An 18,371-nucleotide genomic window follows, 5' to 3' on the forward strand; every position below is an offset into this window, starting at 1 on the left:
TAAAATGACCAGTGGGTCGATTTTATTTAAAAATGACTTTTAGGTCAATTTTATTTTTTGCTTCAGGATGATTTAAGGCATGAAAAAACGCAGCCCTTCAGTAGAAAAAACCGCTGAAACCCGCAAAAGAATTACGCTTGCCGCCTTAAATGAATTTAATCAATTGGGGTATGCCAACAGTAAAATTGCCTCAATTGCGGTTTCTGCAGGTGTGGGTAAAGGCACGATTTATTCATATTTTGAAACCAAAGAAAAATTGTTTGAAGGGGTGATTGATTATCTGATTGAAGATACTTATCACCCGATCCAAAGCAATGAGCTGACAGATAATGTCAGTGTTGCTGCGTTTATTTTGCAGCAAATGCTGCCTGCGATTGACAATATTGAATCTGCAGGGCGCGCCAATATTGCCCGTTTGGTTTTGAGCGAAGGTAAAAATTTTGAACATATCCGTGAACTTTACGAACAGAAAATTTATCAGCCGGGTCAAGTCGAACTGCAAAAATTAATTCAGATCGCCATTGACCGTAAAGAGCTGCCGCCAGACAGCCAGCCGGAAATTTTAACCGTGCTGATTCTAGCGCCCATTTGGATGGGGATTGTGCATAACGGCATATTGTCACCGCATCAGGCGCAGAATATTCGTATGCTGTTTGAAATCAATATCCGCAATATTTTCTGCAGCGCATCCACGCCGTGCTGATTGATGTATAGCTTATATCGCCCCATTAAACCGGTATAAAGCCTATACCGGACCAAAAAGCCTCTGAATATTCGGAGGCTTTTTTGCTGCTGCGGCTAAAGTATGAAATTACCCTATTGGAAAATAGTTATTATATATGTAATTTGAAAAGTGCCAATTAAAGTCGGGAAAATACATTAAAGTTTGCTGAACATTCTTGAATAATAAGGTCAGCCCAGCAGTATTTCCTGCTATGTAAGGAATTGAAGCGCTCAGTGTCCTCATTGATGAAGACATAAAGTAAAAAGGAAAGTTTGATATGGAAAATACCATCGATTTTAATGCAAATGATGTTTCAACGGGTCAGGATGAATTAGATTCAGGGCAATTCAGAATGTCTTATGTGGAAGCGAAAACATCAAATTCAGCAGCGCCAGAGCGCAGCATGCTGGAGAAAATTAAAGAAATTTTGCCGAAAATTGCAGCCAATGCAGAACATGCAGAACAGCTGCGCAAAGTGCCGGATGAAAATATTACGCTGTTGAAAGAAATTGGTTTTCACCGCGCATTTCAGCCAAAGGCCTACGGCGGTTTGGAAATGAGCCTGCCTGATTTCGCCAACTGTATCGTGACTTTGGCAGGAGCGTGTGCCGGCACCGCTTGGGCTTTCAGCCTGCTGTGCACGCACAGCCATCAAATTGCGCTATTCCCTAAACAGCTACAAGACGAAATCTGGCTGAACAATCCAGATGCGACAGCCAGCAGTTCCATTGCGCCCTTTGGTAAAGTGGAAGAAGTGGAAGGCGGCATTAAATTAACCGGCGATTATGGCTGGAGCAGCGGTTGTGACCATGCCGAATATGCCATTGTCGGCTTTAACCGTTTTGATGCTGAAGGCAAAAAAATCTATTCATTTGGCGTGATTCCGCGTAAAGACTATGTCATTCATGACAACTGGTTTGCCGGCGCCATTAAGAGCAGCGGTTCAAAACAATTGCAAATTCGGGACTTATTTATTCCTGAATATCAAATCCAAAAAGCCAAAGACATGATGGAAGGAAAATCAGCAGGCTTCGGTTTATATCCTGACAGTAAGATTTTCTATTCGCCATACCGTCCATACTTTGCCAGCGGTTTCTCTGCAGTCAGTTTGGGCGTAGCAGAACGCATGCTGGAAGCATTCAAGGAAAAGCAAAAAACACGGATACGCGCATATACAGGCGCTAACTTAGGCGCATCTACACCAGCATTGATGCGTTTAGCGGAATCGACACATCAAGTGGCGGCAGCCCGCGCGTTTTTAGAAAAAACATGGGAAGACCACTGCATTCATGGTGCAAATAAAGTTTATCCATCTCAGGAAACATTGGCATTTTGGCGCACTAACCAAGCTTATGCAGTCAAAATGTGTATTGAAGCCGTCGACCGCTTATTTGCAGCAGCAGGCGCAACCAGCTGGCTGGATGGTCAGGAAATGCAGCGTTTATTCCGGGATTCACATATGACAGGCGCACACGCGTATACGGACTATGATGTTTGCGCGCAAATTTTAGGACGTGAATTAATGGGTCTTGAACCCGATCCAACCATGGTATAAGGCAAGGAGAGCCACAATGAATTCGATGAATATTCAGCCGGAAATCGGTTTTGACTCAAAAGCTTTCCGCCGTGCATTAGGCAATTTTGCGACAGGCGTAACCATTATGACCGCGCAAAATAGCAAAGGCGAAAAAGTCGGAGTGACCGCCAACAGCTTTAACTCGGTATCTTTAGATCCGCCACTGATTTTGTGGAGCATCGACAAGCGTTCTTCAAGCTATGCGGTATTTGAAGAAGCCACGCATTTTGCAGTCAATATTTTGGCGGCGGATCAAATTGAATTATCCAATAAATTTGCCCGTTCTAAAGATGACAAATATGCCAATGTGGATTTTGAATTAGGCGCGGGCAATGCACCGCTTTTAAAAGAATGCTCGGCAGTATTTGAGTGCGAGCGCTTTAATATTATTGAAGGCGGCGACCACTGGATTATTTTAGGCCGTGTGGTGAACTTTCAAGACAATGGCCGTTCGCCGCTGCTGTACCATCAAGGCGCATATTCATCTGTTTTGCCGCATCCCAGCTTAAATGCAAAAGCGGCAACCCCAGCAGAGATTTTTCCCGGGCGCTTATATGACAATATGTACTACTTGCTGACGCAGGCCGTGCGCGCCTATACCAATGATTATCAGCCGAAACAGCTGGCTTCAGGCTTCCGTACCAGTGAGGCGCGTATGCTGCTGGTGCTGGAAAGTAAAACAGCAACGTCTAAAGAGTGCTTGCAGCGTGAAGTTGCTATGCCGGCGCGTGAAATTGAACAAGCAGCAGAAATTTTGGTGCGCAAGGGTTTAATGGTAGACACTGGTCATTCTTATGAGTTGACAGAACAAGGCGTGCACAGTGCGCAAATGCTGTATCAGATTGCAGAAAGTCATCAGCAGGATGTGTTTGGCGCTTATTCAGACGAAGATAAAGTGTTGTTTAAGAACATGCTGAAAGATTTAATCGGCATTTAAAAATTGATTTTAGCTAAAAACTGCTGCGGCAGTTTTTTTATACAAATTAAACAAAAGTAAAACACTTGCCAATAGGGTAATTTGTAATTAATATCTTAATTATATGGCAAGCAATGCTTTAAAGGATCAAGCAGCGTTCTCGGGAGTGAACATGGAAAAGAATTTTGATTTTGATGTCGTGGTGGTCGGTTCTGGCGCATCAGGCATGGCAACTGCAATTACAGCAAAACTATTGGGTTTAAATGTCGCAGTCATTGAAAAGTCTAAAAAATATGGCGGTACAACGGCGCGCTCGGGCGGCTGGCTATGGGTGCCGTGCACACAGCTGGGTAAAAACTATGGTCATGAGGATTCTCCAGAAGCGGTCAAAGCATATTTAAAGCATGAAGGCGGCGCTGCTTATAACGAAGCCCGGGTTGATTCATTTGTTCATCACTGTTTTGATGCTGTAGATTTTTTTACCAAGAAAACCGCTGTACAGTTTGATATGCCTTTAACTTTTCCTGATTATCATGCAGAAGCGCCGGGCGCGATGCAGGGCGGACGTTCTATGGTGACACGCCCGTTTGATGCGCGTGAGCTAGGTGAGCGTTTGGCTTTGCTGGAACCGCCTTTGCCTGAACTGACGGTATTTGGCATGATGATTGGTTCAGGTGCAGACTTGCGCCACTTTATGAAAGCCACGCGTTCTTTAGAGTCGGCTATTTATACCATCAAGCGCTTTTCAACGCACTTTGCCGAATGCATGAAGTATGGCCGCGGCATGCTGCTGACCAATGGCAATGCATTGGCAGGACGTTTAGCGAAAACAGCATTAGATTTAAATATTCCAGTATTGGTAGATACCGCGGCTAAAGAACTGATCTTGGAAAACGGTAAAATTGCAGGGCTTATTGCCCAGTCCGGCGATCAGAAGATTAGGCTGAATGCCTCTAAGGCTGTAGTTTTAGCCGCAGGCGGGTTTCCGCACAATGTTGAATTGCGAAAACGCCTGTATGGACATACGCCGACAGGTTTAGAACATTGGTCGCCCACTACGGAAACCAATACAGGCGACAGTATTGCCATGACAGAGAAATTAAATGTAGCAGTAGATATTGATTTGCCAAATGCTGCTGCTTGGGCGCCTGTATCTTTAGTAAAACGCAAAGATGGCACAACAGGCGTCATGCCGCATTTTATTGACCGCGCTAAGCCGGGGGTGATTGCTGTGAATAAGCTGGGCAAGCGTTTTGTTAATGAAGCCAATTCTTATCATGATTTTGTTCAAGGGATGATGAATGGCGCAAACATTGATGGTCAAATTACTTCCTGGCTGATCTGCGACCGTAAAACCCTGCGCATGTATGGATTGGGTTCTGTGCCGCCGCAGCCGCTGCCCATCGGCAAGCATTTGCAATCAGGCTATTTGAAGAAAGGCAATACGGTTGTTGAACTGGCAAAAAACTGCGGTATAGACGTTAAAGGCCTTGAAGAGACAATTAAGACATTCAATCCATTGGCCAAAATCGGTCAAGACCCGGATTTTGGCAAAGGCTCAAAAGCCTATAACCGCTATCAAGGCGATCCGCTGCACATGCCAAACCCATGCTTAAAACCCATTGAGCAGGGCCCATTTTATGCGGTGCAGCTGCATCCAGGCGATATTGGCACTTATGCAGGCTTGCCTGTTGACCGCCACAGCCGTGTGCTGGATCAATCCGGAAAAGCAGTTGAGGGCTTATATTCTGTAGGCAATGACGCGACCAGCATCATGGGCGGAAATTATCCAGGTGCAGGGATTACGCTTGGGCCAGCGCTGGTTTTTGGCTATCAAACAGGCCTCTTTATTGCCACAGGAAAAGACAATAATCCTGCAGCAGCGCCAGCGGCCAGACGTACAGCGGAAGTCTAAACGGGCAGAGGCGCTGTATGCAAATGATGATTCAGCTGAAAGCCCTCCCTGAGCATGCTTAATAATGAAGGCATGAGAGCCTGATTCATGCAGGCACTTTGCAGAAAGTGTCTGCAAATTTAGGCTTTGCTGGATATCCAGCAGCATATTGACCGCCTAATGGATCATCAAATTGGGCAGTCAGATCTGCATGTCCAAAATTTGAAGAGTATTCCAAGCCGCGATCTTGGCAGTGAATAAGGGCGGAATGATATTTCATATAGTATTGGTTTTTTATTCAAAATAGCGCTGCGCTTTTGGGTAAAGGGCATATTTAAAAAATCAAAGCGGGTAATGACGCTTAAAAAGTACAAGGATGGCTGTAATGTTTAATTTAACGCAAAAGAAAATTGTGGTGACTGGCGCGGCGCAAGGCAATGGTGAAGCCATTGCTAAAAGCCTAGCAGCGCTGGGTGCAACGGTGATTGTAGCCGATATGAATTTTGAAAAACTGCAAAATGTAAAAAATGACATTGAGGCAGCAGGCGGACGCGCCTACGCCTTTGCCTTAAATGTGGCGGAGCAGCAGTGCTGTCAAAACTTTGCCAAAGAAGTGCATGACACTATTGGAGATATTGATGTGCTGATCAATAATGCAGGCATTTTACGCCGCAGTAATTTTGAATCTGCAAGCGCAGTGAAGGACTTGGACGACACCATCAATGTGAATGTTAAAGGCAGCTATTACCTAATCAATGCTTTATTGGAGTCGCTGAAAAAGACCCAAGGCAATATTGTCAATGTGGCGTCTATTCAGTCTTTTGTGGCTGCAACGGGTGCGACGGCTTATGCTATTTCTAAAGGCGCAGTGGCGCAAATGACCCGTACACTGGCAGCAGAATTGGCAAAATACAATATTCGTGTCAATGCGATTGCCCCTGGTGTGATTGAAACGCCAATGACTGAGGCAACGCGGGCTAATCCGGCCGCTTTGGAAGGCTATTTAAGACATGTGCCGATGAACCGCATGGGCCAGCCCGCAGAATTGGCCGGGCCGGCGGCATTTCTATGCTCCGATGCCGCCAGCTATGTCACAGGCTGCATTTTACCCGTAGACGGCGGCTATTTGACTGTGTAAAAGGCTATTTATTTTCCGGCTTGATCTGTTTAGTATGGGCTTAATTTTTAAGTGATATTGGATAGAGGAGCAGGGATGGCTGGCCAGCAAAGAGGGATTCAGACAGTTGATCTATCAGGTGAAATATTGCACCTGATATGCGGCTCGCCAAAATCACTTTCCTTAAGCGAAATTGCTGAAGCGCTGGGACTGGCTCCGGGCTCGGCCTATAAATACCTGATCAGCCTGCAGCGGACGGGTTTATTAAAGCGCAATGAAAGTACGCTGGAATTTGAAGCAGGCGCACTCAGCCTGCGTTTAGGCATTGCTAAAATCAATCACAATGAGGTCGTGGCGCAGTCACGGCAGCTGCTGACGCAAATTGCCGAAAAGCATGAAGTGAATGTGTTTACTTCACTGTGGTCAGATTTAAACGGCCCTACGGTTGTGTTCTATAAAGAATTTGCCGGGTTTTTCAATCTAGGCTTTCGCTTGGGCAATAAAATGGCGCTGAGCACCGCAACGGGCAGGCTCTTCGCCGCCTATAAATCTGTACAGGCGGAAGAAAATCTGTCCCTGCAGAAAGCTTTCCAGCAGGAGCATGAGCAATTCCTGAACGCTGATTTTCAGCGCGGCTTAGCCGATATCCGCGCCTTGGGCTATTCTGCTTTAATTGATACGCCGACACCCGGTATCAGCAGCTATGCAGTTCCCGTCTTTAATGCAGCGGGGCAAATTAGTTTTGCCATTACGGCTTTTGCCAAAACACAGCATTTGAGTCCGGAAAAAATTCAGCAGATTTTGGCCGAGCTAAAAGCCGCAGCGCGTGATTTGCAGGAGAACAGCCATGCATGATTTAAATGAAAATGCAGGCATTCAAAGTATTGATTACACTGCGCACGTGCTGGAGCTTTTTTGTAAAGATCAAGCCCGTTTAAGCCTGAAAGAGATTGCGCAGCAGCTGGGTGAAAGCCCTGCAAAAATTTTCCGTTATCTGGTCAGCCTGACACGGATTGGCCTGCTGCACAAAACAGAAAATAATGAATATGAAGTCGGTGCTTTGGCGCTGAATTTATCTTTCCGCGCGCTGAATGCTTTAGACCCTGTAGAAGAGGCATGCAAAACGGCAAAAGCCATCAATTATGAAACAGGCTATGGCACTGCAGTCAGCATTTGGGGCTCACTGGGGCCAACAGTCATTAAAACTTTTGATCCTTCACGCAGTGTATATTCGCAAATCCGTGTCGGTTCGGTGATGACTTTAGTGAACAGCTCCATTGGCAATACCTTTGCCAAGTACATTCCCGAACATGTGCTGAAACAGTCTTTAGAGCTGGACAGCATGCGAAGTTCTGGGCAGAAGCTCAGTCAAAAAGACAAGCAGGATTTTATGCAGCGCATGAAGGAACAGCGTTCGGAACAGCTGACCGTCATGATTGACCGTCCAAGCCGCGGCTTAAGCTCCATCAGTATTCCTGTATTTAGTATTTCTGAGGAAGTGCAGTTTGTCATTACCATTTTTCACATCAGTGATCTTTTGCTGGAACAGCAAGATCAGGTGCAAGCGTACCTCTCCGCTAAAATTTTAGAATTGTCTAAAAGCATCGGCGCAAATTAGCGGGATATTCCTCTTGCTGGTCTGACGCTTAAACGGGCAGCTGCCGTATGGCAGTCCCGATTTTCTTATGATTGCGCACTAAGATTTCCTTCTCTGGAGGGGTTGGACTGTGCACTCCGCTATTTTATTTTATCTATAAGCTTCGGCAATTCGAGTGCTGGAGCGGCGGTGCTGTGCCTGCAAAATTGATCAAATTTATGTGCGATGCTTCTATTTTTTTATTTATAAAATTCATAAGAAAATTTTATTGTTCTGGATATTGATTAATATTAGTTAATATATTAATTTTTTACTCATTAGCAAATGACTTGCTAATTGGACAATATTTTTTGTTTTAGCTGAGAAGCTAAAGATGAGGGGTTTGGTATGGATAACCAACTAACGTCAAACATTGCACTTTCCAATGCGAGTGATTTAGAAAAGCAGCAGCTGCTGACTAAACTGTTTTGGAAAATTTTACCGATACTGTTTATTGCCTATTTCTTTTCGTTTTTAGACCGTGTGAATATTGGCTATGCGAAATTGCAAATGCAGGAAGCCATCGGTTTTACAGATTCACAATATGCGATGGCCGCAGGCATTTTCTTTATCGGTTATGCCTTTTTTGAAATCCCAAGCAACATTCTGATGGGTAAAATTGGCGCGCGTAAGACCTTGGCGCGCATTATGATTTTATGGGGCTTGGCTTCTGCTGCGACCATGTTTGTCAGCACTGCATCACAGCTGTATTTCCTGCGCTTGCTGCTGGGCATCTTTGAAGCAGGTTTTTTTCCCGGTGTCATTTTATATCTCAGCTTCTGGTTCCCAAGCTATATGCGCGGCCGTGTAACATCTATTTTGATTTTAGCGACTTTGGCGGCGCCCATTATTGGCGGCCCGATTTCAGGCTTAATCATGACGCACATGAATGGTGTGCATGGCCTAGGCGGCTGGCAGTGGATGTTTGCACTTGAAGCTATGCCCATTATTTTGATTGGTTTCCTGTGCTTAGTGTATTTAACAGATAAACCGCAATCTTCAAAGTGGCTGGATAGCTCTGAACGCGCGCTGCATAAGCAGATTATGCAGGAAGATAAAAAGGATGTACCCGAAGAATCATCGGGCCATACGGGTACTGCCGTGCTGAGCTGCCTCAAAGATGTCCGGGTGTATTTGCTGGCGTCACTGGCTTTTGCCGCCTATTGCGGATCTTACGGCTTCAATTTCTGGCTTCCGACCATGATCAAAGAAATGGGCGTGACCGATATTGCGCAGATTTCTTTTTATGCTGTGATTCCATTTTCATTGGCTGCCGTGGGCATGATCACTGTTGGACGCAGTTCAGACAAACGCCGTGAACGCCGCTGGCACTATGCCATCAGCATGCTTTTTGGCGCCGCTATGATGGCATTGGCTGCCTTCTGGGAAGGCGGTTTGGTCACACGCTTAATAATTTTAGGTCTGGCCGGGTTTGGATTCAGCGGCGGCGTAGTCGTAGCGTGGTCTTTGCCAGCGGCTTATCTGAAAGACAAGACCGCGCCAGCGGGTATTGCGATGGTCAGTACATTGGCAACCATGAGCGGATTATTTGCCCCATGGCTGATTGGCATTATGCGTGAAAGCACAGGAACGAATGCTGCAGCCCTGCTCAGTATTGCGGGTGTCATGGTGGCAGCTGCTTTAATTATGATCTTCCTGATTCCAGCCAAAGCCGTATTTGTCAGCGACAAATAAAGCCTCGCAACATTTTAAATTAAGGACAATTGAATGAACACGCCAGTGAAACTCTCACTGGTGATAGGGATGCTCATGCCTTTATCACCAGAAATTTTTGCCAATAACATTTTTAAAGACGGCAAATTTGATTTGATGAACCGGAACTTCTATTTTTACCGGGATTTTAGAAATGGCGGCTCCAACCCATCAGGCGCAAATTCCCAGCTTCCAGTTTCCGAAAGAGAAGGCTACCGCAGTGAATGGGCGCACGGCATAATTGGTCAGTACAGCTCAGGATTTACCGATGGCGCAGTGCAGATTGGTTTTGATGCTTACGGCATGGTTGGCATTAAGCTGTACAGTGATGAATATAAAACAGGGACAAACTTAATTACCTTTGATCCTAAAACAGGTGAGGCTAGAGATGCCTATGGTGAAATAGGCGGCGCAGTCAAAGTCAAATATAAAGATACGGTGCTGACTTATGGCAATCAGTTTCCAAATGTGCCAGTCATTGCGACAAGCACAGTGCGCTTATTGCCAACGGTCAGTACAGGTTTAAGCCTGCAGGATAAAACGCTGGATCATCTGCTGATCAATGCAGGGTATTTTTACAGCATGAATCCATTGGATTCGACGCATGATCTGAGTTATTTCACCACAGATTATGCCGCCGGCATTAAAGCGGACAGCATCAGCTTTTTGGGCGGAACTTATAAACTGCCTGCCGGATCAGTGACAGTGTATGCTTCAGAACTGGAAGATGTGTGGAATCAGTATTTTTTAGGCGCAACATACCAAAAGGCGCTGAGCGATCCTGATCAAAAAATTAAAGCCGCATTTGCAGGCTACAGCAATAATGATACCGGAAAAAAAGCAGGCGGCGATATTGATGCGCACATTGCGTCGGCATTGGTGGGTTACCAATATCAGAATCATACGATTTCTGCCGGCTACCAGCAGGTTTTCGGCAATGAGCCATTTGACTGGGTTGGCTTTTCGACTATTGGCGGCAATTCATCCATTTTAAATGCAGCGCAATTTGCAACATTTTCTGAAGCCAAAGAAAAATCTTGGCAAATTAAGTATGAAGCGGATTTTACTCCATACGGATTGCCGGGCTTAAGCCTGATGGCGCGCTATCTCTATGGCTGGGATATTGACAATACCCGCAGCAATAACCCGTTTTATACCAAGCGCCATGTATATGATCAAAATATTGATACAACGCATTGGGAACGGGATATTCAGCTGGCGTATAAAGTGCCTGCAGGCTTTGCCAAAGGCATGGATATCAAGTTAAGGCAAGCGACGCACCGCGCTGTAGATGGTTACCGATATAATGATATTGATGAATTGCGGGTCATTATTGAATATCCATTATCATTTTAATTTTTCATAATGTTGGTAGAATAGTTAATATATTAATATTTATGCCATCGCCTTATATGAAAAATATTCGTCCATCATTGACGCTTGCTTTGCTGGAAGCACGTGAAGCATTAATGACTCATTTCCGTCCTGAATTGAATGAAATGGGTTTAACGGAACAGCAGTGGCGGATTATCCGGACATTGGCGCAATATCAGGAATTGGACAGCACGACACTGGCAGATAAAGCCTGCATTTTAAAGCCAAGCTTGACCGGCATTATTAACCGCATGCTGGAGACCGGCTTAATTGTGCGCCGCCGTTCGGAAACAGATCAGCGTTTTTCATTTATTTCTTTAAGTGAAGACGGCGAGAAGATTTTCAGTCAAATGCGCGGACGCATGGAAAGCCGCTATCAAAAAATTCAGGACCGCTTAGGCGAAGAAAAAATGAAGCAGCTCATGGAGCTGCTGAAAGAGGTTCAAAGCTTAAAGCAAGACTAGTTCAGACTGTAAAAGAAAAGCGCCTGATTAATGAGGCGCTTTTTTGATGCGGGGAAGAATCCTCAGCCAATTGAAAAGGGCATAGCTCAGCAAGATTAAAGCGAAAAGCAACATGACATTTTGCGGCGCAATCAGGCTGGCCAGCAAGCCTGCACATAAGCCGCCCAGCGCATCAAAACCAAAGCGGGTGGATGTATAAATGGATACTACACGGCCGCGCAAAGCTTCCGGCGCATCTTGCTGCAAAATAATGTTGGTGGAAATATTGGAGGTTGAAATGCCAAAGCCCAATAGGAACATGGCCAGTATTAAGGGCAGAAAACTGGCAGACAGCGCCAGCAGCATCAGGCCAACGCCGCAGAACAGGATATTCAGCAGAATTTTGTCATGCACATTTTGAAAGCTTTTTTGGCTTGCCAAGAGCATTGAGGAGAGCAGCGAACCGATGCCTGCTGCCCCCCACAGCATGCCTAAAGTCTTTTCATCGCCATGCAAAATGTCCTTGGCATATACCGGCAGCAGTGCGACATAGCTGGATGCAGTCATATTTAAAACAAAAACAGTCAGCATGAGATATTTGAAAATTTCATGATGGCGCACAAATTGAAAGCCTTCACTGAGGACATTTTTGATATTGCCTTTGGCGATTGAAGATTGAACCTGTTTCATGCATAAAACAGCAAGAGCCAGCATTAAGTAAGACAAGCCATTTAAATAAAAACATAATTCGGCGCCAATTGTGGCCAGCAAGAGTCCAGCAATAGGCGGGCCAACAAAACGGGAAGCATTGAAGACCATAGCATTCAATGCTAATGCATTGGGTAGCGCTGCTTTGTCGTCAATAATCATACTGAGCAAGGACTGGCGAAGCGGGGTATCAATAGCGCTCAGTATGCCTAGCAGTAAGGAAAGTCCAATCAGTATAGACGGAGTGAGCCAGTGAAAATGATAGGCAATACCCAATAAGATGGCTTGGGAGAACAGCAAAATTTGAATGAAGATCAAAGTTTTGCGTTTGTCGATTTTATCAATCCAAGCGCCTGCAAAAGGGCTGACAAACAACTGAGGAATGAGTGCGCAAAAGCCAATGATACCCAGCAGCGCGGTAGATTGAGTGATCTCATAGATAATCCATGCCAAACTGACTTGCTGAATCCATGTTCCTAAAGTGGAAAGCGCATGGCCAATAAAGTAATTGCGGAAATTTCTGTAATGCAGTGATTGAAACATGCGGCTTGTTTTCACAGCGGTTATTCAGTTGATTAATATGTTAACTATATTAGCAAACAATTTTGTCAAAAGCGGGATTCATTGCTGTTAAATATTCAGGTGCCTTTATTTTTTGAGAAAATAACACCGGTGATAAAGCTGGGCAATTGAGTGATCAACTCAAATGGACACCTTAATTAGCCATTTACATGTGAATTTAAAAAGGCGCTTTTTGATAACTGAAGAAATTGGGCAGGGTTCAGTAAAAAAGCCTCAGCATTGATCGGATTCAGACTGTTTTGATACTGGCCTGATTGAGCCAAAGCGCTGTATTCTTATGCACATTCCAAGAGGCCCAATGATCCGCATCAATGCGGATTACCAAGAGTGAATCTTTGGCATGCACATAGGTTAAGAGCTGATCCCGGATTTCTTCTGCATTTAAGTCAGATTGAATCAGCCACATTTTTTTCAGCGGACTGTTTGTTACACTGCCTAATTGCAGGATTTTTTTTTCAAGGCCTGTAATGTCGCGTTTGGTGCACTGTTCCAGGCTAATCAAGTAAATTGTCATGTCTTGCTCAATATGTGTATTCGGATTTTTATGTGAGACAGATAGTTGTTCAATATTTTTCATAAATTGTTGTTTTTGAAAAATGGTTTTCCAGCACATTGAGAAAAACATTCTGAGGTTATGATAAATTTTAGCGTTTAAGTTTTCAACAAATTTGTCAATAAAATATCATTTACATTTTAAAAATGTCGATATGTCTACATTAAAATTCGGCTTAATTCAGATGAAAGTTATTTGACTAAAAAGAAAAATATGTTAATAAATATGTATGAGATCCTTTAAGGGTATCATCGTATTTCAGGAAGAAATATTGAAGAAGCAATCTTAAAAATTAAACGGGAGTTTTAACAACATGCTTCAATTGTTTAGAAAATTTTTCTGCATGCATATTTATGAATATGAGCAAATGGAAGAAATTGGTGCACACAAGGAATGCCGAAAGTGCGGTGTGTCAAAATAGAAAAAAGTGAGCGAAAGCTCACTTTTTTATTTGAACTTTCCGCTTATATAGAAAGTGTTTAAACTATCAATATCTGACACAAATTTTAAATATTTATATGTCTAAAGATTTTTTGGCTGATACTTACATTGTCGATGATCAGCTTCAAGATACATTGGCCTGGCTTTGCTGCCATCAAGACTGTTTTGATTCATTTCACTATGATGCGCTGCAAAAGGAACTGCGCGTGATGCATGCCAATGGGCAAGATACCATTAGGAAAGGCGATTATCTAAATGCCAATTACGGCATTTTAATTACAGCGCATAATTTTGCAAAGCCCTAATATAGCGTCAGACTGCTAATGAGCAGACATAAATAAAGCCCCATTATTCAGGGCTTTATTTATCAATTCTCTAATTAGACTGCCATAGCATCTACAGAAAGTGATGCGGCATTCGGTTTGGCTTTCTCTGCAACTAAGCCAAGCTTGTCAAACAGCTGTTTATCTTTACCTGCGCCGGCATTTGGCGTAGTCAGCAGTTTTTCGCCGGAGAATAAAGAGTTGGCGCCTGCCATAAAGGCTAAGGCTTGATCTGAATCGGACAAGGATTCGCGTCCAGCAGAAAGGCGGATGTAGCTTTGAGGCATAATAATGCGCGCTACAGCAATGGTTCTGATCCACTCAGTGACATCCAGCTTTTCTACGTCAGCCAGCGGCGTGCCGTCAATGGGCACCAGCATATTAATCGGAACAGATTCCGGGTGAATCGGCAGTGTTGCTAATTCCTGCAATAGCCCAATGCGGTCATTGCGGTTTTCACCCAAGCCGACAATACCGCCGCTGCAGACTTTCATCCCCGCACCGCGGACATATTCGAGTGTATTCAAGCGGTCATCAAATGTGCGGGTGCTGATGATGTGTGAATAATATTCACGCGACGTGTCTAAGTTGTGGTTATAGTAATCTAGGCCTGCATCTTTTAAGCGTTCTGCCTGTGACTGGTTCAGCATGCCCAAAGTCATGCATGTTTCCAGGCCTAGCGCTTTGACTTCTCTGACCATTTCTAAAACATAAGGCATATCGCGCTCATGCGGGTTGCGCCACGCAGCGCCCATGCAAAAGCGTGAAGAGCCGGAAGCTATCGCTTCTTTAGCCTCTGAAATAACCTTATCCACAGCAATGCGTTTTTCTGCTTCTAAATTTGAATCGTAGCGCGCTGACTGTGAGCAGTACTTGCAGTCTTCCGGACATTTACCGGTTTTGATAGACAGCAATGTGCTGACCTGAATGGCATTAGCCGTGAAATGTTCACGGTGTACGCGCTGCGCTTCAAACACTAGATCTAAAAAAGGCTGCTCATATAAAGCCTGAATCTCTTCACGAGCCCAGTCATTACGTAAGTTCATGATTGCTGTCCATCATCATTGTTATCTTGTGCTGTTTATCATACAGAAAGCATGCCATTTCCAAAGGCAATATATGTCAACTTTGATAGTATCTATCGATTAAAGATGCATAAATATGGAAATATAAGATTGTATATTTGGCTGCAAAGTTAACTGTTTTTTCTGAAAAATCATTGCAAAGTTTTTTGTCTTAATTTTAACTTTGCAGACAACTGGCAAGTTCGGTTTTAAAATTCTGCAAACTTGACTTTAAACTGGATAAAGCAAGATGTCTGCAAGAACCGTAAAAACTATCAGGCTTTAGCCTGTTGTTCCGCAATGGCCCAATCAATATGGACTTGCACAATCTCATCATGCAGGACACGCTTTTGCCGCAATGCACACAAAATTTCATCTGAATAATCTGCATTGCCTAGGCCAATGGCAATGTTGCGCATAAAGCTTTGATAACCTGTTCTGCGGATTGGACTGCCTTCAGTGCAGGATAAGAAGGTTTCTTCATCCCATTGCCACAAGTCCAGTAAGTTCAAATGGTCTAAACCATGGCGCGGATTAAAATCTTCAATGGTTGTTTTTTTGGCAAAGCTGTTCCAAGGGCAAATGAGCTGGCAGTCATCACAGCCAAATACCCGGTTGCCAATGCCTCTGCGCAATTCTTCAGGAATGATGCCTTTGTATTCAATGGTCAAATAGGCAATGCATTTGCGGGCATCCAGCATGTACGGCTCTACAATGGCCTGTGTGGGGCAAATATCGATGCAGGCGGTGCAGGAACCGCAATGCTTGGTGGCAGGGCTGTCAAAAGGCAGATCTAAAGAGGTGAATAACTCACCGAGCACAAAAAATGAGCCCGATTTTTTATGAATGAGCAAGGTGTGTTTGCCTGTCCAGCCCATGCCTGCATTTTCAGCCAGAGATTTTTCAAACACAGGCGCAGAATCTGCAAACGGGCGCGCCTCAAAATCGCCCACTTTTTCACGAATGATGGAAGCTAATGTTTTCAGGCGTCCACGCATGACTTTATGATAATCACGGCCGCGCGCATAGCGGGCAATTATCGCGGCATTAGGCTGATGCGGCACATACCGGGGCTTAGGTGTTTCTACAAGGTAGTCCATGCGTACGCAAATGATGCTTTTTGTCCCGGGGATGAGCAACGTTGGGTCAGCGCGTTTTTCTAGGTTTTCTTCTAAGAATTTCATATCGCCATGATAGCCGCGTTTCAAATATTCCTTAAAACGCGGTAATTCTTCTTGAGCATCCGGTTTGGCAATGACACAATCAGAAAAACCCAAAGCTAAAGCTTGGGCTTTAATCCAAGTCTTGAGTGACTCGGAATCATCTTGATTAAGTTGAATTTTTGACTGAGCAGAAGTTGCCATAAACCATTTGGAAGGAAGAAGAATGCAGCCGCAAGTTTATCATAGCCAAAGTATTCAAGCATGGGAACAGCGCTGGTTTAGTCAGCAAAACAGTTCTTATGGCTTAATGAAGCAAGTTGCATGGACTATTGCGCAGCGGTTAATTCCAATGTTTCATGAGCAAGGCATTCAGCGCATAGCGGTTTGCTGCGGTCAGGGCAATAATGCTGGCGATGGCTATCTCACGGCAAAATACTTAACTCAAGCAGGCTTCAGTGTTGATATTTACGCGGCCGAATTGGGGGCGTCGAAGGATTTGCATCTGGCTTCAGCTGAAGCGCGGCAGGCCGGTTTAACCATGTATTCAGATTTTACATTTGTTTCTGAATATGATGCCTATATAGATGCTTTATTTGGCATTGGACTGAATCGGGAATTAAACACAGACTGGCAGAGCATCATTCAAAAGATTAATGGGCGGCAGGGTTTGAAGATTGCTGTTGATATTCCAAGCGGTTTGCAGGCCAATAGCGGCCAGCCTTTGCCTTGTGCAGTAAAGGCGGATTATACGTTTACCGCATTAGGCTTGAAAGCTGGCTTGTTCACGGGGCAGGGCAAAGAATTCTGCGGGAAAGTGCAGGTTATTGATGTCATTCCGGCGGATGAAAAATTGCAGCCGATTGCGCGGATTTCTCCAAATAAAATTTCATTGCCGCAGCGGCAGGCCTTTGGGCATAAGGGCAGCTATGGCCATGTTTTAATTGCTGGCGGCCATGCCACTATGGGGGGCGCAGTAATTATGGCGGCTGAAGCCGCATTTCACGCAGGCGCTGGCAAAGTGACCTGTGCATGCGATGCAAAACACCATACTGCAATTTTATCCCGTGCGCCAAATATTATGCTGCGCGATATTAATGCCTTGTCTGCCGCGGATATTCAGGCTTTGCTGGAGCAAGTAGACGCAGTCAGTTTCGGTATGGGCTTAGGCCGTGATGCTTGGGCAGAGCAGCAATTTAAAACATGGTTCCCATTGATTCAGCAGTCAGATGTGGAAGCGGTTTTAGACGCAGATGCTTTGTGGTTCCTTGCCGAATTTCCAGAAAAGTTGAAAGCGCACAGTTATGCCACACCGCACTCAGGGGAAGCTGCAAAGCTGTTAGGCATCTCAACGCAGGAAGTAGAAGCAGACCGTGTGCAGGCCATTCATTGGCTGCAGGAGAAATATGCAGGTCAATGGGTGTTGAAAGGTGCAGGCAGCCTGATTTTGGAAGATGAGCTGTGGATTTGCACTGCAGGCAATGCCGGCATGGGGACAGGCGGCATGGGCGATGTGCTGGCAGGCATGATCTCCAGTTTAAAAGCGCAATTTCATGACACGATCTATTTGCATGAAATTGTCACTTTGCATGCTCTGGCAGGTGATTATTTGGCGCAGCGGGGCATGCGTGGCCTGCAGGCGCAGGATATGGCGCAGGCGGTATATCACGCTGTTAATTTATAGCATTGATGCTAGGCAGGCCGTTTATGCAAGCTTTAAAACTGAGGATTCAGGGCAAAGTTCAAGGGGTGGGCTACCGCCGCTGGTTTGAACAGCAAGCCTTGGATTTGGGGCTGAAAGGCTATGTAAAGAATTTATCCAGCGGTGACGTTGAGGCGGTCATTCTTGGATCTGAACTGAACGTGAATCACATGCTTCAGCTGAGTCTGGCTGGGCCTGCACATGCCAATGTTGCTTCTATTGAGCAAACAGAATTAAAGCTGGATGATGCAGGTTTTGCTGACTTTAAAATGATTCGTGACTAAACGGCATGGCTTTATGCGGCTTATTGGCTATTTTGAAGAATTCTGATTAGACTTGCTGCAAAAAATAAAGATAGAAAATGATCAATAATATGACTAAAAAAATTATGCGGGATTTGCTGCGGTATTGTTTTGTGCCGCTCAAGCACCATTGGTGCATGCAG

At 44.8% G+C, this 18,371-nt stretch carries 17 protein-coding genes; 13 read left to right on the forward strand and 4 right to left on the reverse strand.

Going from position 1 to position 18,371, the window contains the following annotated elements; all coding sequences use genetic code 11:
• The first annotated feature begins 79 nt into the window (after positions 1-79).
• From JZ784_RS03200 to hpaR, 10 genes are all read left to right on the forward strand, one after another.
• Positions 80-703, forward strand: a complete 624-nt coding sequence (locus JZ784_RS03200; RefSeq protein WP_346313779.1) for a TetR/AcrR family transcriptional regulator — start codon at positions 80-82, stop codon at positions 701-703.
• A 298-nt stretch (positions 704-1,001) separates the two neighbouring features.
• On the forward strand, positions 1,002-2,279 hold the full coding sequence (locus tag JZ784_RS03205) for a p-hydroxyphenylacetate 3-hydroxylase oxygenase component (protein WP_346313780.1): 1,278 nt from the start codon (positions 1,002-1,004) through the stop codon (positions 2,277-2,279).
• 16 nt (positions 2,280-2,295) lie between these two features.
• Positions 2,296-3,237: a p-hydroxyphenylacetate 3-hydroxylase reductase component gene (locus JZ784_RS03210; protein ID WP_346313781.1), complete on the forward strand. Its 942-nt coding sequence runs from the start codon at positions 2,296-2,298 to the stop codon at positions 3,235-3,237.
• Between the two features lie 151 nt (positions 3,238-3,388).
• Entirely contained in the window at positions 3,389-5,131 is a 1,743-nt protein-coding gene (locus tag JZ784_RS03215) for an FAD-dependent oxidoreductase (RefSeq protein WP_346313782.1), read from the forward strand.
• Positions 5,132-5,495: 364 nt separating this feature from the next.
• A complete protein-coding gene (locus tag JZ784_RS03220) occupies positions 5,496-6,248 on the forward strand; it encodes a glucose 1-dehydrogenase (RefSeq protein WP_005010795.1) in 753 nt (250 codons plus the stop codon).
• 75 nt (positions 6,249-6,323) lie between these two features.
• A complete protein-coding gene (locus JZ784_RS03225) occupies positions 6,324-7,082 on the forward strand; it encodes an IclR family transcriptional regulator C-terminal domain-containing protein (protein ID WP_346313783.1) in 759 nt (252 codons plus the stop codon).
• Positions 7,075-7,845, forward strand: a complete 771-nt coding sequence (locus tag JZ784_RS03230) for a helix-turn-helix domain-containing protein (RefSeq protein WP_346313784.1) — start codon at positions 7,075-7,077, stop codon at positions 7,843-7,845. Before JZ784_RS03225 ends, JZ784_RS03230 begins: the two co-directional genes overlap by 8 nt.
• A gap of 366 nt (positions 7,846-8,211) precedes the next feature.
• A complete protein-coding gene (locus JZ784_RS03235; RefSeq protein WP_346313785.1) occupies positions 8,212-9,558 on the forward strand; it encodes an MFS transporter in 1,347 nt (448 codons plus the stop codon).
• A gap of 33 nt (positions 9,559-9,591) precedes the next feature.
• Positions 9,592-10,932 (forward strand): OprD family outer membrane porin, encoded by a 1,341-nt coding sequence (locus JZ784_RS03240; RefSeq protein WP_346313786.1) that lies wholly within the window; start codon positions 9,592-9,594, stop codon positions 10,930-10,932.
• 56 nt (positions 10,933-10,988) lie between these two features.
• Complete coding sequence (gene hpaR / locus JZ784_RS03245; RefSeq protein WP_346313787.1) at positions 10,989-11,414, forward strand: homoprotocatechuate degradation operon regulator HpaR; 426 nt, start codon at positions 10,989-10,991, stop codon at positions 11,412-11,414.
• A 27-nt stretch (positions 11,415-11,441) separates the two neighbouring features.
• Here hpaR and JZ784_RS03250 read toward each other — a convergent pair whose 3' ends face one another.
• Both JZ784_RS03250 and JZ784_RS03255 read right to left on the reverse strand, forming a co-directional pair.
• The gene (locus tag JZ784_RS03250) at positions 11,442-12,644 is read right to left on the reverse strand and encodes an MFS transporter (protein ID WP_346313788.1); all 1,203 of its coding nucleotides are present in this window, start codon (positions 12,642-12,644) and stop codon (positions 11,442-11,444) included.
• A 268-nt stretch (positions 12,645-12,912) separates the two neighbouring features.
• Positions 12,913-13,197 (reverse strand): hypothetical protein, encoded by a 285-nt coding sequence (locus tag JZ784_RS03255; protein ID WP_346313789.1) that lies wholly within the window; start codon positions 13,195-13,197, stop codon positions 12,913-12,915.
• A gap of 557 nt (positions 13,198-13,754) precedes the next feature.
• On the opposite strand from JZ784_RS03255, the gene JZ784_RS03260 reads away from it, so the two are divergent.
• The gene (locus JZ784_RS03260; protein WP_346313790.1) at positions 13,755-13,982 is read left to right on the forward strand and encodes a hypothetical protein; all 228 of its coding nucleotides are present in this window, start codon (positions 13,755-13,757) and stop codon (positions 13,980-13,982) included.
• 74 nt (positions 13,983-14,056) lie between these two features.
• Here JZ784_RS03260 and bioB read toward each other — a convergent pair whose 3' ends face one another.
• Complete coding sequence (gene bioB / locus JZ784_RS03265; protein ID WP_346313791.1) at positions 14,057-15,046, reverse strand: biotin synthase BioB; 990 nt, start codon at positions 15,044-15,046, stop codon at positions 14,057-14,059.
• Positions 15,047-15,339: 293 nt separating this feature from the next.
• The gene (gene queG, locus JZ784_RS03270; RefSeq protein WP_346313792.1) at positions 15,340-16,428 is read right to left on the reverse strand and encodes a tRNA epoxyqueuosine(34) reductase QueG; all 1,089 of its coding nucleotides are present in this window, start codon (positions 16,426-16,428) and stop codon (positions 15,340-15,342) included.
• 22 nt (positions 16,429-16,450) lie between these two features.
• On the opposite strand from queG, the gene JZ784_RS03275 reads away from it, so the two are divergent.
• Positions 16,451-17,908, forward strand: a complete 1,458-nt coding sequence (locus JZ784_RS03275) for an NAD(P)H-hydrate dehydratase (protein ID WP_346313793.1) — start codon at positions 16,451-16,453, stop codon at positions 17,906-17,908.
• Positions 17,909-17,931: 23 nt separating this feature from the next.
• Positions 17,932-18,210 (forward strand): acylphosphatase, encoded by a 279-nt coding sequence (locus JZ784_RS03280; RefSeq protein ID WP_346313794.1) that lies wholly within the window; start codon positions 17,932-17,934, stop codon positions 18,208-18,210.
• The last annotated feature ends 161 nt before the right edge of the window (positions 18,211-18,371 follow it).

The sequence above is a fragment of the Acinetobacter sp. CWB-B33 genome, from assembly GCF_039655955.1.
Classification (GTDB): domain Bacteria; phylum Pseudomonadota; class Gammaproteobacteria; order Pseudomonadales; family Moraxellaceae; genus Acinetobacter; species Acinetobacter bouvetii.